The organism is Gordonia amarae NBRC 15530 (genome assembly GCF_000241345.1).
In the GTDB taxonomy this organism is placed as follows: Bacteria; Actinomycetota; Actinomycetes; order Mycobacteriales; family Mycobacteriaceae; genus Gordonia; species Gordonia amarae.
In genome coordinates this window covers 44,512-59,082 of record NZ_BAED01000064.1, presented here as the reverse complement: position 1 = coordinate 59,082, position 14,571 = coordinate 44,512, and the positions used below count along the sequence as shown (strand labels likewise).

At 68.5% G+C, this 14,571-nt stretch carries 13 protein-coding genes; 3 read left to right on the top strand and 10 right to left on the bottom strand.

From position 1 onward, the window contains the following. The gene (locus GOAMR_RS19565) at positions 1 to 489 is read right to left on the bottom strand and encodes a hypothetical protein (protein WP_040515873.1); all 489 of its coding nucleotides are present in this window, start codon (positions 487 to 489) and stop codon (positions 1 to 3) included. 1 nt (position 490) lies between these two features. Beyond that, positions 491 to 2,161: a Ycf46 family AAA ATPase gene (locus GOAMR_RS19560; RefSeq protein ID WP_005192004.1), complete on the bottom strand. Its 1,671-nt coding sequence runs from the start codon at positions 2,159 to 2,161 to the stop codon at positions 491 to 493. 146 nt (positions 2,162 to 2,307) lie between these two features. Between GOAMR_RS19560 and GOAMR_RS19555 the strand changes: the two genes are divergently transcribed. Continuing rightward, positions 2,308 to 3,237 (top strand): type IV toxin-antitoxin system AbiEi family antitoxin, encoded by a 930-nt coding sequence (locus tag GOAMR_RS19555; protein ID WP_005192001.1) that lies wholly within the window; start codon positions 2,308 to 2,310, stop codon positions 3,235 to 3,237. Between the two features lie 72 nt (positions 3,238 to 3,309). On the opposite strand, the gene GOAMR_RS19550 is transcribed toward GOAMR_RS19555, so the two are convergent. Genes GOAMR_RS19550 through iolC form a run of 7 tightly spaced genes read right to left on the bottom strand, consistent with a single transcriptional unit; the run spans position 3,310 to position 10,998 of the window. After that, positions 3,310 to 4,176: a sugar phosphate isomerase/epimerase family protein gene (locus tag GOAMR_RS19550; RefSeq protein ID WP_005191999.1), complete on the bottom strand. Its 867-nt coding sequence runs from the start codon at positions 4,174 to 4,176 to the stop codon at positions 3,310 to 3,312. A gap of 12 nt (positions 4,177 to 4,188) precedes the next feature. Then, positions 4,189 to 5,205 (bottom strand): Gfo/Idh/MocA family protein, encoded by a 1,017-nt coding sequence (locus GOAMR_RS19545; protein ID WP_005191996.1) that lies wholly within the window; start codon positions 5,203 to 5,205, stop codon positions 4,189 to 4,191. A gap of 31 nt (positions 5,206 to 5,236) precedes the next feature. Continuing rightward, positions 5,237 to 6,181 (bottom strand): sugar phosphate isomerase/epimerase family protein, encoded by a 945-nt coding sequence (locus GOAMR_RS19540; RefSeq protein ID WP_005191992.1) that lies wholly within the window; start codon positions 6,179 to 6,181, stop codon positions 5,237 to 5,239. Between the two features lie 27 nt (positions 6,182 to 6,208). Further along, complete coding sequence (gene iolD / locus GOAMR_RS19535) at positions 6,209 to 8,119, bottom strand: 3D-(3,5/4)-trihydroxycyclohexane-1,2-dione acylhydrolase (decyclizing) (protein ID WP_040515871.1); 1,911 nt, start codon at positions 8,117 to 8,119, stop codon at positions 6,209 to 6,211. 26 nt (positions 8,120 to 8,145) lie between these two features. Continuing rightward, the gene (gene iolB, locus GOAMR_RS19530) at positions 8,146 to 9,066 is read right to left on the bottom strand and encodes a 5-deoxy-glucuronate isomerase (RefSeq protein ID WP_005191988.1); all 921 of its coding nucleotides are present in this window, start codon (positions 9,064 to 9,066) and stop codon (positions 8,146 to 8,148) included. A 53-nt stretch (positions 9,067 to 9,119) separates the two neighbouring features. After that, on the bottom strand, positions 9,120 to 10,016 hold the full coding sequence (locus tag GOAMR_RS19525; RefSeq protein WP_040515870.1) for a Cgl0159 family (beta/alpha)8-fold protein: 897 nt from the start codon (positions 10,014 to 10,016) through the stop codon (positions 9,120 to 9,122). Then, on the bottom strand, positions 10,009 to 10,998 hold the full coding sequence (gene iolC, locus GOAMR_RS19520; RefSeq protein WP_005191981.1) for a 5-dehydro-2-deoxygluconokinase: 990 nt from the start codon (positions 10,996 to 10,998) through the stop codon (positions 10,009 to 10,011). Before iolC ends, GOAMR_RS19525 begins: the two co-directional genes overlap by 8 nt. A gap of 280 nt (positions 10,999 to 11,278) precedes the next feature. Here iolC and GOAMR_RS19515 point away from each other — a divergent pair, with 280 nt between their 5' ends. Beyond that, the gene (locus tag GOAMR_RS19515) at positions 11,279 to 12,019 is read left to right on the top strand and encodes a GntR family transcriptional regulator (protein ID WP_005191978.1); all 741 of its coding nucleotides are present in this window, start codon (positions 11,279 to 11,281) and stop codon (positions 12,017 to 12,019) included. A 129-nt stretch (positions 12,020 to 12,148) separates the two neighbouring features. Here the strand turns inward: GOAMR_RS19515 and GOAMR_RS19510 are convergent, their stop codons facing one another. Continuing rightward, positions 12,149 to 13,174, bottom strand: coding sequence for a LacI family DNA-binding transcriptional regulator (locus GOAMR_RS19510; protein ID WP_005191975.1), 1,026 nt, complete (start codon positions 13,172 to 13,174; stop codon positions 12,149 to 12,151). 174 nt (positions 13,175 to 13,348) lie between these two features. Between GOAMR_RS19510 and GOAMR_RS19505 the strand changes: the two genes are divergently transcribed. Further along, positions 13,349 to 14,542 carry a Gfo/Idh/MocA family protein gene (locus GOAMR_RS19505; RefSeq protein WP_005191972.1) on the top strand — a complete coding sequence of 398 codons (1,194 nt, stop codon included), beginning with the start codon at positions 13,349 to 13,351 and terminating at the stop codon, positions 14,540 to 14,542. Positions 14,543 to 14,571 lie beyond the last annotated feature (29 nt).

The following is a 14,571-nucleotide window of genomic DNA, read 5'->3' as shown; positions in this document are numbered from 1 at the left end:
TCACACCGCCAGATCCAGGACGACGGTGACCGTGTCGGTGTCGTCGACGGTTTCCGAGGCGATGGTCATCCCGGCCTGCGGCGCCCGTTCCCGCAGCCGGGTGAGCACCGCCTGCTGCACCCGGCGCCCGTACGCGGCGTCGACCGCGGCAACAATCCCCTGCACCGATTCCTCGGTAACCTGTGACAACTCCCGTCGCTCCGCTCGCCCCTGTCCGATGAAATCCACCTCCCAGGCGGCATCGGCGCGGGCGGGGTCGCGGTGGAAGTGCGCGGACACGTTCTGCCACCGGGCGATCAGGCTGTCGTCGGAGCGCTGTGTCACCACAGCCCTGGTGTCGGCGAGCGCCTCGGTCAGCAGGCCGACGTCGCGCATCCGCGTCGACACCCCGATCACGGTCCGCCCCTCCGAGTCCCGTTTCTCGCCGTGGCTCGCGGCCCAGGTGGCGGCGGCGATGGCCGCGGGGATCAGCACAATCGAGATACTCATTCTAGAAATCCACCGTTCTTCCGCCACGGGTTGTGGGATCGCTTGGTACCAGCTTGAGTTGGGGTCCGGAGCCGTCCGGTCCGGTGGGCTCGGCGGGTGCGGCCGACGCGGCGGTGGTGTAGCCTGCCCGGTCCTCGGCCGACGTCGCCGCCACCGCCCGGTCGGCGGCCCAGCCGCGGATCGCGGAGATCTGCTCGGCCTGCGTCACCGACAGCGGCACCATCGTGGCCACCGCCCGCCGCAGATCCACCCCGGTCATCTGCCTGCGCTCGCTGAAAGCGTCGAAAAGCCCTGCGATGACGGCCTGTTCGATTTCGGCGCCGGTGTAGCCCTCGGTGATGTCGGCGAGGCTGTCGAGCAGTTCCGGGGTGATCGCCAGGCCGGCGGCCTTGTTGTCGCGCAGCCGTTTGGTCAGGTGTAGTTCCCAGATGTCGCGGCGTTCGGCGGCGGTCGGCAGGTCGACGAAGAAGATCTCATCGAACCGGCCCTTGCGCAGGAACTCCGGCGGCAACGCGTCGACCTTGTTGGCGGTGGCGATCACGAACACCGGCGCCGTCTTCTCCTGCATCCAGGTGAGGAACGAGCCGAACACCCGTGTCGACGTTCCCGAATCGCCGGAACCCAGACCGGAGAAACCCTTTTCGATCTCGTCGATCCACAGCACGCACGGCGCGGTGGCCTCGGCGGTGCGGATGGCGGTGCGCATGTTCTGCTCCGACGAGCCGACCAGCCCGGCGAACACCTTACCGATGTCCATCCGCACCAGCGGCAGCTCCCACGCGGCGGCGATCGCCTTGGCGGTCAACGACTTTCCACAGCCCGGAACGCCGGTCATGAGCACGCCCTTGGGTGCGGACACCCCGTACTCGAGAGCCTCGGCAAGCCACGACCCGTTGCGCTTGTACAGCCACCGTTTCAGGTTCTGCAGCCCGCCCACGTCGTCGAGGTCGATGTCCACCGACGCGAACTCCAGCAGACCCGCCTTGCGGACCGTCTGCCGTTTCTCCTCCATGATCGAATGCACGTCGTCGACGCCGAGATCGCCGTTGTTGACCATCGCCCGCGCGAACGCGTTGGTGGCCTCGTTGAGGGTGAGTCCGAGCGCCGCCTTGGCGAGCCGTTCGCGGCCCACGGCGTCGACACCGATCGCGATGCGGCCGCCGCCGGCGTTGGCGGCGATCATGCCGTCGAGGACCGCCCGGATCTCGGCTTCAGTGGGCAGCGGGAAGTCGAGGAGGGTGATGTCCTTGTCGAGTTCCGGCGGAATCCGCAGCACCGGCGACACCAGGATCAGGGTGCGGGCCACTGCACCCGCCTGCAGTTCGCTCGCCAGGTCGCGCAGTGTGCGCACCAGGGCGGGGTCGGCGGGCCGCCGGTCGTCACCGAGGAAGGCGTGCAGGTCCCGCATCACCAGCAGCGACGGCTCCTGATTGCGCCGGAACCATTCGAGCGCCGCCCGCGGATCAGTGGTGCCCGAGGCCGGTGCCCCGTTCTGGGTCACCACGCCCGAGGTCGTCGACCACGCGTGCACCGCGCGGACGGTGCGCACCTGCTCCCCCGACCCGGCCACCATCGAGATCTCGGCCAGCACCCGCTGTTCCTCGAACGATTCGACGTAGAGGATCGGGAACCGGGCCCGCAGGGTCAGCGCGAGGTCGTCACGAAAACTCACCCGCCCAGCCTAGCCGCGGGGAGGCCCGGTCCGCGTCGGTCAACCAACTGTGGATCCACCAGAAACTGAAAGATCCTCCGTCAACAAAGGGAGGATCCTCCAGTTATGGGTGGAACAAAAGTTCGATGGATCCAACAGGGGGTCCGGTGCGTCTGATTCTCATGGACAACTATCCACGGGATCAACATGGCATCGTCTATCGGCGCACCGCGCTCTCCGTCGGCTGGTCCGACTATCTGCTCAACCAGGGCGTGAAGCGGGGCGAACTCACCAAGATCTGGGCCGGAGCATTCGCCGTCGGCGACCACACACCGTCGGAGCTGTACCGGTTGCGGTCGATCGCCGCGTCGACCCTGACAGAAGGGAACGTCCTGAGCCACCAGTCGGCAGCCTCCGTACACGGGCTTGCCATGCTCCTGCCCGACCTGAGCAAGGTGCACACCACCAGCGGTGCGAAGGCCGGAAAGATCAGCGCTCGCCGGCACCTGCACCCGGGGTATCTCGACGCGTCCGAAGTCGTGGTCGTCGATGGGGTGGCTGTCACTTCCCCTGCCCGGACCGCGGCCGACGTGGCGTGTGGTGCGTCGGACTTCGCGCAAGCGCTGGCGGTCATGGACTCCGCCCTCCGCAACGGCGTCACGGCCGATGACATCGCTGAGATCCTCGACGGCACTCGGGCAGGCGTGGGGATCGCCCGGCGCGCACTGGCCTTCGCCGATGCGGGCTCCGAGAATCCCGGCGAATCGTGGGGCCGGGCCCAGATGATCTGTGCCGGACTCCCCGTGCCACGGCTCCAACAGGAGTTTCACGGAGCCGACGGCAGGTTCGTCGCACGGTGCGACTACACATGGTGCGGCCGGCTTGTCGGCGAGTTCGACGGCATGGTCAAGTACCAGAAGTACGTCCGTACAGGGGAGACACCGTTCGACGTCGTCCGGCGCGAGAAGGCCCGGGAGGACGCCTTACGCAAGCTCGACGTGATGGTGATCCGGTGGGTATGGGACGACCTGCTCACCGATCGCGTGGTCCCACTGGTAGCCGACTGGCTTCGCCGGCTCGGCCTGTCTGCGGCATAGGTCGATCCACCCGAGACCGGAGGATCCTCCGTCAACAAAGGGAGGATCCTCCAGTTATGGGTGGAATGGTGGTCACCTGACGAGGTCGCGGAGTGTGGCGAGTTGGTATTCGGAGGTTTCGTCGGCGTGCTCGTCTTCGGCGAAGACGTTGGAGCAGATGATGGCGTCGTCGCGGTCGAGGAAACCGGAGGCGCGCAGGGTGGTGAACAGTTCGGTCCAGTCGACGTCGCCGTCGCCGATACGCAGGTGCTGGTGGACGCGGACGGCGTTGCCGGGTGGGTTGGTGATGTAGCGCAGGCCGTGGGAGCGGTGGTGGTCGAAGGTGTCGGCGGCGTACACCGCGCGCAGCCGGTCACCGAGTTCGGGGATCAGGCTCACCGCCCGGTCGCCGTAGTGGAAGGTGTGCGAGCCGACGTAGACGAAGCCGACGGCGGCGGAGTCGAGGCCGCGCAGGATCTGCCAGGCGGCCAGGCCGTCCTCGACGAAGTCGTCAGGGTGCGGGTCGAAGTTGAGGGTGACGCCCGCCGTTTCAAGCAGCGGCAGCAGCGTCTCCATCGACCGGTAGAAGCCGGCCTCGGATTCCTCGGCGCGTTCGGGGCGGCCGCTGAACTCGGTGTTGATCACCGGCACCTCCAGTTCCGAGGCGATGTCGATGATGCGCCGGAAGTTGCGCACCGCTGCCTCCCTGGGCAGTTCCTCGGGCCAGGAGATGCGCTGCACCGGCAGCAGCGAGGAGATGCCCACACCCGCCGACGCCGCGCGCTCACGCACCTTCTTCAGGAACGCGCGGTCGACGCGGGGGTGGGAGAAGAACGGGATGAAGTCGGGGTGCGGGGTGAGCTGGATCCACTCGTAGCCGGCCTTGGCGGCGACGTCGAAGAAGTCGAGGAAGCCGTGGGTGGAGTGGTACGGGGTGGGGTCGAGGGCGATACGGACCATGAGCGGGTGTCCTCAGGCGTAGAAGTCGGGCGTCGGGGGCAGTTCGACCGCGATCGGGCCGCTGCTTTCCAGGGCCTTGACCCCGGCCTGGCAGGCGACGGCCACCTTGTAGCCGTCCCACGCCGACGGCCCGTCGATGCCGCCCTGTCTGGCCGCGTCGACCCAGGCCTGCACCTGCCTGTCGTAGGCGGTGGCGAAGCGGGTGGTGAAGTCGGCGTGTTCGCCGATGCGGAACGCGCCGTCCTGCCACAGTTGCAGGCCGCCGGGCTGCCCGATGCGGGCCACGCCCTTCTCGAACACCGCCTCGGTGGCCACCTGGTAGCCGAACTGAATGGACACGTTCATCTCGACGTCGACGATCACCCCGTTGTCGAGTTCCATCAGCACCAGGATCGGTTCGCGCAGCCGGTCGGGGGTCAGCGAGTTGCGTTTGCCCGCACGCACTTCCACGTTGACGATCGAGCCGCCGGCGAGCCAGGGCACCACGTCGAACTCGTGCACCACCGAATCGTTGATCAGCATCGGCTGGATGTAGCTGTCGGGGACGCTCGCGTTGCGGTGGGCGCAGTGCAGCATCAGCAGGTCACCGGCGCTGCCGGCGGCGATCAGTTCGCGCAGCGCCGCGTACTCGGGGTCGAAGCGCCGCATGAACCCCACCTGGATGAGCCTGCGGCCCGTGGCCTGCTCGGCTTCGAGCACTTCCCATGACGATTCGGGGTCCTGGGTGAGCGGCTTCTCGCACAGGATGGGCAGCCCGGCGGCGAGCGCGGGCAGCAGCACCGGCGTGTGGAACTTGCCGGGGGTGGCGATCAGCACGGCGTCGAGGGCGTCGGCGTCGAGGGCATCCTCGAGCCGCCCGTAGCCTTCCGCACCGGGCGCGGTGGCGAGCGCCGCGGCCCGGCGCTGCTCGTCGGGTTCGACGACCGCCGACACCGTCGCACCGGCGATGGTGGCGTTGATGCGCTTGATGTGGTCGGCGCCCATCATTCCGGCGCCGACGACACCGACGCGAAGATCGTTGGTGCTCATGGGGTGTGGCCCTCCTCGGTGGTCGGCGGCGTCAGCCGTTGCGGGTCATGTGGTGGCAGCTGAAGATGTGCTTGCGAGTGCGGGTGGCGATGCCGAGCGGGGCGTCGACGTCGCAGCCCGGCATGTCCTGTTCGACGATCGCGAAGATGTCGGAGTCGATCTTGCTGACGGCGTCGATGATGGGCGCGAAATCCGGTACACCGCTGGGTGGTTCGACCATCACCTCGGCGGCGCAGTCGGCAAACGGGGTGTCGTTCTTCAGCGCCTCGAACAGCAGCTCCTGGTCGACCTGCTTGAGGTGCAGGTAGCCGATGCGGTCGGGGTGGGCCTCGATGAGGGCCACGTTGTCGCCGCCGTAGTAGGCGTAGTGGCCGGTGTCCAGGCACAGGTTGAAGTAGCGCGGGTCGGTCAGCTCCAGGATCCGCTGCACCTCGCGGCGGGTGCCGACGTGGCTGTCGGCGTGCGAATGGAACTGCTGGTGCACCCCGAACTCCTCCAGCAGCGCCTTGCCGAGCCTGTCGTGGCCGACGGCGAGCCGGTCCCACTGCTCGCCCTCGAGAGTGCGCGGTTCCAGCGCCTCGCCGGTGAGGTCCGAACGCCACAGGTCCGGGATGACGACGATGTGTTCGGCACCCATGTCGCGCACCAGTTTCGCGATGTTTGATGCCTGGCCCCAGGCACGGTCCCACTGATCATCGCCCTTGTGGAAGCCGGTGAAGATGGTGCCGCCGGACAGTTTCAGGTTCCGCTTGGCGAGTTCGTCCGACAGTTGCGCCGGGTCGGTGGGCAGGTAACCGTACGGGCCGAGCTCGATGTAGGTGTAGCCGGCGTCGGCGACCTCGTCGAGGAAACGCTCCCACGGGGTTTGTCGCGGATGCTCGGGGAACCAGACACCCCACGAGTCGGGGGCGGTGCCGATGCGCAGGCCCTCGGTGTGGGCGCCGACGGCAGCTGGTGCGTGTTCGGTGGTGGTCATATCGTAAGTCCTTGCGGTGGTGAGTGTTCAGCCGATGAGGGGACGCTGGAGCTGCTGCTGTTCGAGGTATTCGGCGCGGGCGGCGCGGGTGCTCTCGACCTCGGAGGTCTCGGCCACCGGCACGTCCCACCAGCCGTGACCGTCGGGTGCGTACACGAACGGGTCGCTGTTGATGTGGATGACGGTGGGGCCGTCGGCGGCCTTGGCGGTGCCGATTGCCTCCGAAAGCTCCTGCAGCGCATCAGGTCCGGGTTTGATGTCGATGACGTCGACGCCGTAACTGCGGGCGTTGGCGGCCAGGTCGACGGGCAGGAACTCGCCGCGTTCGAAGGTGGCCTTGGCCCGGTCGCCGTCTGCCGGTTCGGCGTACCGGTAGCGGGTGCCGAAGCGCTGGGAGCCAACCGTTTCCGACAGGTGCCCGATGGAGGCGTAGCCGTGGTTCTGGATGATGACGACGATCAGTTTGATGCGTTCGGCCACCGCCGTCAACAGTTCGGTGTGCAACATCAGGTAGGAGCCGTCACCCACCATCACCACGACGTCGCGGTCGTCGCCGAGGGCGAGCAAACCGCGTTTGGCGCCGAGACCACCGGCGATCTCGTAGCCCATGCAGGAGAAGGCGTACTCGACGTGGTAACCAAGTGGATCCCGTACCCGCCAGAGCTTTTGGAGATCTCCGGGGAGCGATCCGGCGGCCTGGATGATCACGTCCTCGGGGGCCATCGCCGCATTGATGGTGCCGATGATCTCCGGCTGTCCGGGAAGCTCACCGCCGGTGGGTTCGAAAGCCCTGTCCACCTGGGTATCCCAGTCCGACTTCACGTTCTGCGCATGCCACGCGTGCTCGGCGGCGACCCGCTGCCCGTCGAGTGCGGTACGCAGTTCGACCAGGGTGGCGCGGGCGTCTGCGATCACCGGCAGTTGCGAGCCGTGCTTGTAGGCGTCGAACGAGGCGACGTTGACGTTGACGAACCGCACCCCCTCGTGCTGGAAGGCGGTCCGGCTGGCGGTGGTGAAATCGCTGTAGCGCGTACCGATCCCGATGATCACATCGGCTTCGGCGGCGATCGCGTTGGCCGCCGCCGAGCCGGTGGCACCCACCCCGCCCAGATTCAGCGGATGATCCCAGGGCAGCGAGCCGCCGCCGGCCTGGGTGGTGGCCACCGGAATCCCGGTGGCCTCGGCGAACTCGCGCAGCGCGTCCTCGGCACCGGAGTAGATCACGCCGCCACCGGCCACCAGCAGCGGCCGCCGCGCACCCCCGATCGCCTCGACCGCGCGGGACAGCGGTCCACGTTCGGGCGGCGGACGGCGGATGTGCCACTCCCGGTCGGCCAGGAATTCGACAGGCACGTCCAGCATTTCGGCCTGCACGTCCTCGGGGAGGGCGATGGTGACCGCACCGGTCTCGGCCGGGTCGGTGAGCACCCGCATGGCGCCGAGCGCGATGGAGAACAGTTGCTCGGGCCGCTGCACGCGGTCGAAGAACCGGGACAGCGGCCGGAACGCTTCCGAGACCTGAATACCCGGATCGTGGGGGTGTTCGAGTTGTTGCAGCACCGGGTCGGCGACGCGGGTGGCGAACGTGTCCGACACGAGCAGCAGCGCCGGCAGCCGGTTGGCGGTGGCGAGCGCGGCGCCGGTGAGCATGTTGGCCGCCCCCGGACCCACCGACGCGGCCGATGCCAAAGTGCCACGGCGGCGGTGCATCCGGGCGTAACCCACCGACTGGTGCACCATCGCCTGCTCGTTGCGGGCCTGGAAGAACGGCATCGACCCGGCCTCGGTCTCGGCGGCCTGCAGCAGCGCCTGCCCGATCCCGGCGACGTTGCCGTGCCCGAAGATCCCGAAGGTGCCCGCGATCGTGCGTTCGCGGAGGTCGCCGTCGACGGTCCACTGGTGGGCCAGGAACTCGATCAGCGCCTGCGAGACGGTCATGCGTCTGGTGGTGTGTCGCGCAGCGGTCACCGCGAATCTCCTTGGATGGGTGGGGTATATGGCAGGCGGGGATCGGCGTCCTGACCGGTCCAGGTCTCGCGCAGCCAGGCCTGGCACGGGTCGTCGCTGATCAGCCAGATCCGTTCGGGGTCGGGACCGGCCATCACGTTCAGGTAGTACAGGTCGTATTCGGGGGCGGCCATCGCCGGACCGTGATACCCGTACGGCACCAACGCGATATCGCCGGTGCGGACAATGGCGTTGGTGTCGATCTCCCCCGCCGACGACGAATAGGTGACGAAGCTGCCGAAAGCGTCGGCATCGGCGGGGATGCTCACCCCGGCCGGGATGGCGCGGCTCGGTGCGGCCTCGAAATAGTAGATCTCCTCCAGCCGCGCCTCATGCCCGGCCACGTACTCGTCGTGCTTGTGTGCCGGATGCGACGACCAGTTGCCGCCCGGCGTGATCACTTCACACACGATGAGCGCGGCCGCGTCCAGTGCGGCGGGGGTGCCGAAGTTATGCACCTGCCGGGTGTCGCGGCCGGCGCCCCGCACCTCTACCGGAACCTCGGACGCCGCAATATACTTCGCCGGTTTGCGGACCGTCGTCGGCGCTTCGGCGACGGCCACCCGGCAGGTGCCGCGCAGCGTCGCCGACGAGCCCGCGCCCAGGTACAGCACGTCGGTGGGTCCGTCGAAAACCCCTGCCCGGCCCGTCAATCGGGTGGTCGTCCCGGCATGGTCCACCTCGCAGCCGCCACCCGAGAGCGGGATCACGATGCGTTCAATGTCACCGGCGGGCAGGTCGCGGGCGGTGCCGCCGAGGTCGGTCACGCGGATACCTGTGTGGCTCCAGCCGGGCAGGGAGCCGTCCACCACCGATTCCCACCCGTCGCGGGACAGTTCGCCGCGCCGGTGGAACCACTCGTTGAAGGTTGCAGCCATCGGGACTCTTGTTACTCCGGTCGAGGTGTGTTGGCGGATGATTCGGGGAACACTCAGCCACCGTGTACGAGGGCGGCGGCGGTGTCGACGGCGGTCGCGACGTCTCCGTCCGGCGGGTACAGCAGGGTGCGGCCCACGACCAGGCCGTGCACACCCGGCAGGGCGAGGGCCGATTTCCAGGAGGCGTACACGGTTTCGGGATCGGTGCTCGGATCGCCGCCGAGCAGCAGGGTGGGCAGCGTGGTGGCCGCCATGACCCGTTCCATGTCGTCGACGACCGGGAGTTTGAGCCAGGTGTACGCCGACGAACCACCGAGACCGGAGGCGATGGCGACCGAGTTGATCACCGCGTCGGTGGACAGGTCGTTGACGATCTTGCCGTCGCGGCGCCCGCTCATGAACGGTTCCAGCATGATCGCGATCCCGGCCGCGGCGCAGGCGTCGACCGCCTTGGCCGTGGCCTCCAGGGTGACGACCGTGGCCGGATCCTCGAGATCGACGCGGACAAGGACTTTCGAGAAGTCCAGGCCGTCGCGGACCAGCGCACCGGCGTGATAGGCGGTGTACCGGTCGTCCATTTCGAACGCCGACCCACGCAGACCGCCACGATTCATCGAGCCGACGACGATCTTGTCGTCGAGCAGGCCGAGGAGCGCGAGGTCGTCGATGATGTCGGGGGTGCCGAGCACACCGTCGACACCGGGCCGCGCCAGCGCCGTGGCCAGCCGTTGCAGCAGGTCGTAGCGGTCGGCCATCGCCATCGGGTCGGATCCGACGCCGAGCGCGCCCCGGGCCGGATGATCGGCGGCGACGATCAGCAGCCGGCCGTCACCCCGGACCAGCGGCCGCCGGGTGCGCCCGCCCAGCGCCGTCGCGATACCCGCCGGATCGGCGTGCCGGGCGGTGCGCAGCGCCTGGAAAGACTCGGGGCTGATGGGCTGATCAGGCATGGGTGAGGTCCATTTCGTTGAGGACGGCGTCGACTTCGCCCGTGGTGGGCATTGCCGTCGAACATTCCCGGCGGGAGGCGACGATGGCACCGGCGACGTTGGCGAACCGCAGCGTCCGTTCCAGCGACCAGCCGCTGAGCAGGCCGTGGCAGACGGCGCCGCCGAAACCGTCGCCGGCGCCGAGGCCGTTGACGACCCGCACCGGGTAGGGCGGCACCTCCACCCGTTCGTCGCGGGTCTTGGCGAGCACCCCCTTCGGTCCCTGCTTGACCACGGCCACCTCGATTCCCCGTTCGAGCAGGGCGTCGGCGGCACGGTCGGGTTCGGTCTCACCGACGGCGATCTCGCATTCCTCCTTGTTGCCGATCGCGACGGTCACCTGGCCGAGCACCTCGCCGACGGCTTCGGTGGCCTCGGCGGGCGACGGCCAGAACATCGGCCGGTAGTCGAGGTCCAGGATCGTCAGCGGAGCCTTGCCACGGGCCCGGTAGGCGGCGTGGTGGGCGGCGCGGCTCGGTTCGCGGGACAGACCGGTGACGGTGGTCCAGAAGATCCGGGCGTCGGCGATGGCCCGCGGGTCCAGGTCGGGCTCGGTGAGGGTCAGGTCCGGCGCGATCGGGTCCCGGTAGAAGTAGAGCGGGAAGTCGTCGGGTGGGAAGATCTCGCAGAAGGTGACCGGCGTGTTGAGTCCCTCGACGACCTTCACGTGTCTGTTGTCGACGCCCAGCCGGGCGAGTTCGGTGCGCAGGTACCGCCCGAAGGCGTCGGCCCCGGTGGCGGTGATGACCGAGGCGCGGCGGCCGTGGCGGGCCGCGGCCACGGCCACGTTGGTGGCACTGCCGCCGAGATACTTGCCGAACGTCTCGACGTCTTCGAGGCCGACACCATCCTGCAGCGGGTAGATGTCGACGCCGATCCGGCCCATGGTGATGAGGTCGTAGGGGCTGTTGCGGTCGTACGACGCGGTTGGGGAGGCTGTCATCAGGGATCCTTCGGACGAAGTCGCAGATCTCGTATGTCGTATTTGAAAAGTTTAAGACGTGATGTCCGTAACAGTGGCTACTTTGTCCTATCAATGTAGACGGGGTGGTCCAACTTGTCCATGCCGAATAACCTGGGGATATACGCACGACGAGACGATCATCGTCGATGTGATCTCTGTCATAGCCGCTTGTTATGTCCGTACATACGGATCTACCGCACGGTGAATGCGGGCTATGATCCACGTCGCATGCTCCGGCTTATGACCTAACATTGACCCCGTGAGCCAGCCGCAGATCGATGTCGAACTCGATCGCCTCAGCCCCGTGCCGCTGTACTTCCAGCTGGCCCAGGCGCTGGAGGCCGAGATCGTCGGCGGACGGCTGAACCCGGGCGACCGCATCGAGAACGAGATCGACCTGGCCAAGCGCCTCAACATGTCCCGGCCCACCGCCCGGCAGGCCATCCAGGCCCTTGTCGACAAAGGGCTGCTGGTACGCAAACGCGGCGTCGGCACCCAGGTGGTGCGCAACGAGGTCCACCGATCCGTCGAACTGACCAGCCTCTACGAAGATCTCGTCGCCGCCGGCCAGGCCCCCACCACCGACCTGCTCGACTACAAGCTCGGCGCACCCACCGAGGAGGTGGCCGACGAACTCGGCACCGATCCCGGAGACCCCGTCGTGTCGATCCGGCGCCTGCGCAAGTCCGGCGGCGAACCGATCGCGATCCTCACCAACCACATCCCCGCCGACATCTCCCCCGCCCCCGACGAACTCCGGCAAAAAGGCCTCTACCAGTGCCTGCGCGGGCGCGGGCTGAGCATCAAGTCCGCCCGCCAGCGCATCGGCGCCCGCCTGGCCACCGACGACGAGGCCGCCCTGCTCGACGAACAGCCCGGTGCCGCGGTGCTCACCATGCAGCGAGTCGCCTACGACGAGATGGGCAAGGCCGTCGAGTTCGGTCAGCACATCTACCGGGCGTCCCGGTATTTCTTCGACGTCGCGCTACAGAGTCACTGAAGTCACGGACACGGTCACCTCACCGGGTTTCGAGGCTCCTCGCCTGGCGGCTCGTCGCACCTCAACCAGCGAAAGGTGCTCTCCTTGGTGGTTGAGGTGCGAGCTTGCGAGCCTCGAAACCTGGTGAGATCAGGTTGTCCGCACCGGCCCGGTGGTGCCGCGGATCGTCAGCGTGGGTGGCAGGACCGTGGCGGTGGGTTCGATGATCCGGCCCTCCATCCTGTCGGCGAGCAGGCGGCCCGCGGCCGCGCCGACGTCGAAGCCGCGGTCGTCGACGGTGGTGAGCCCGATCAGCCTGGCCGCGGCCAGCGAGGTGTCGTCGTAGCCGACCACCGACAGGTCGTCGGGGACACGTAGTCCCAGGTCGCGGGCGGCGGCCAGGACACCGACCGCGATCACATCGTTGGCCGCGAACACCGCCGTGATCCCCGGATGTGCGGCGAGCAGCTCCATGGCTCCGGCGTGGCCGAGTTCGTCCGAGGCCGGCCCCACCGACGCGGTGACGTGGACCGTGCCACCGAGGGCCTGCATCTCGTCGGTGAACGCGGTGCGCCGGGCCGTCCCCGCGCCGCCGGCCACCGCGACATGGCCGACGATCCGGTGACCGAGTCCCGCGAGATGGCCGGCGACCAGCCGGGCACCGGCCGCGTCGTCGTTGGCCACGGACGCGAACGGGCTGCCCGCGTGAGGAGGCGACAGTTCCCGCGTGCCGGCCACGACGACCGGCGGCACCTTCCCCGACCACAGTCCGTCGGGCGGGTCCATGCCCACGACGATGCCGTCGACGCGGGTCGACAGGAATGATTCGACGGGGTGCTCGGCCTGGTCGGCGGTGGCGATATCGGCGACGCTGAGCCGGTAACCGCGCGGCCCGAGCGCGGCGTGCAATCCGCGGACCAGGTCGACGAACCACAGGTTGGTGTAGTCGTCGATGAGCACACCGACTAGCCGGGTGCGACCGGCGGCAAGATTCGACGCCGCCCGGCTCGGGCGGTAGCCGAGTTCGGCGATGGCCTGCTCGACGGCGCGGCGCGACTGCTCACTCACCTTGGGTGAGCCCTGCAGGACCAGCGACACCAGCGATTTGGAGACGCCGGCGGCCCGCGCGACGTCGTAGATGGTCGGTCGCCCGCGCCGGTGCGGTGTCGGCGGCATCCCTGCTCCTCTCGGTCATCCGATCCGGATAAGACATATTGACATGACATAGGCTGGGGCAGCACAATGGTAGCCGTCACGTTGGAGCGCTCCAACTCACATTCTCGATCATCCCCGGCCCCGCGGTCGCCACCGTCGCGGCGCGTCGCCCCCCACCCACTCGAAGGAGAACCCATGTCAGAGCGCACCCTCGGCGTCGCGGTCATCGGCGCGGGCATGGCCGGCAAAGCCCATGCGGCCGGATACCGTTCCGCCACAGCTGTTTACGGGTCAGGTCTGCCGCCGGTCCGGCTGGTGTCGATCGCCGACACCTACGAACCGCTCGCCGCGGACACCGCCCGCCGGTTCGGGTTCGAACGGTACGACACCTCCTGGCAGGCGATCGCCGCCGCCGACGATATCGACGTGGTCAGCGTCGTGGTGGCCAATGCGCTGCACCGTGAGATCGTCGAGGCACTGCTGGCCGTGGGCAAGCATGTGCTGTGCGAGAAGCCGCTGTCGGCGAGCATCGACGACGCCCGCGCGATGGTCGCCGCCGCCGCATCCGCCGACACGATCGCCCGCATCGGCCTGACCTTCCTGCGTTCGCCCGGCATCGCCTTCCTCGGGCAGGTCGTCGCGGGCGGGCGGCTCGGGAGGTTCGTCAACTTCGACGGCGAGTACTGGACCGACTACGCCTGCGATCCCGACGGCCCCATCAGCTGGCGCTACCGCGGGCCGGCCGGGTCGGGGGCACTGGCCGACGTCGGTAGTCACCTCAGCTACATCGCCGAATTGTTCGGCGGCCCCATCGCTTCCGTGCGCGGCGGCACGCTGCACACCACTCACACCACGCGGCCCGAACCGCTCGGACAGGTGGTCGGGCACACCGGCGGTGCCGTGTCCGATACTCGCAGTCCGGTCGAGAACGACGATGTGGCAGGCTTTTTCGCCGAGTTCAGCGCCGGCGGCACGGCGTCGCTGCAGGTGTCGCGGGTGGCGGCCGGGCATCCCAACACCCTCAAGTTCGAGGTGTTCTGCGAACGCGGTTCGGCGTCGTTCGATTTCCGCAATCCCGGGCAGGTGCACATCAACCTGATCGGCGACGGTGACGCCTCGGTCGCGGGCACCCGCACCGTCATCCTCGGCCCGAAGCACCCGTACTGGAGCGGCGGGCACGCCATGGACGCGCCCGGCGTGGGGGTGGGCCAGAACGAGGGCTTCGTGTTCCAGGCGCGCGCCTTCCTCGAGGAAGTCGCCGGGCTGCCCGAATCCGAATCCCTGCCGCGCAACGCCGATTTCGCCGAGGGGCTGCACAACATGCTCCTGCTCGACGCCGCCGCCCGCTCCGCCCTGACCGGCGGGGCCGAGGTCAAGGTCGGCGACTGACCGCACCCCTCCTCTCCCCCTTTTCACCC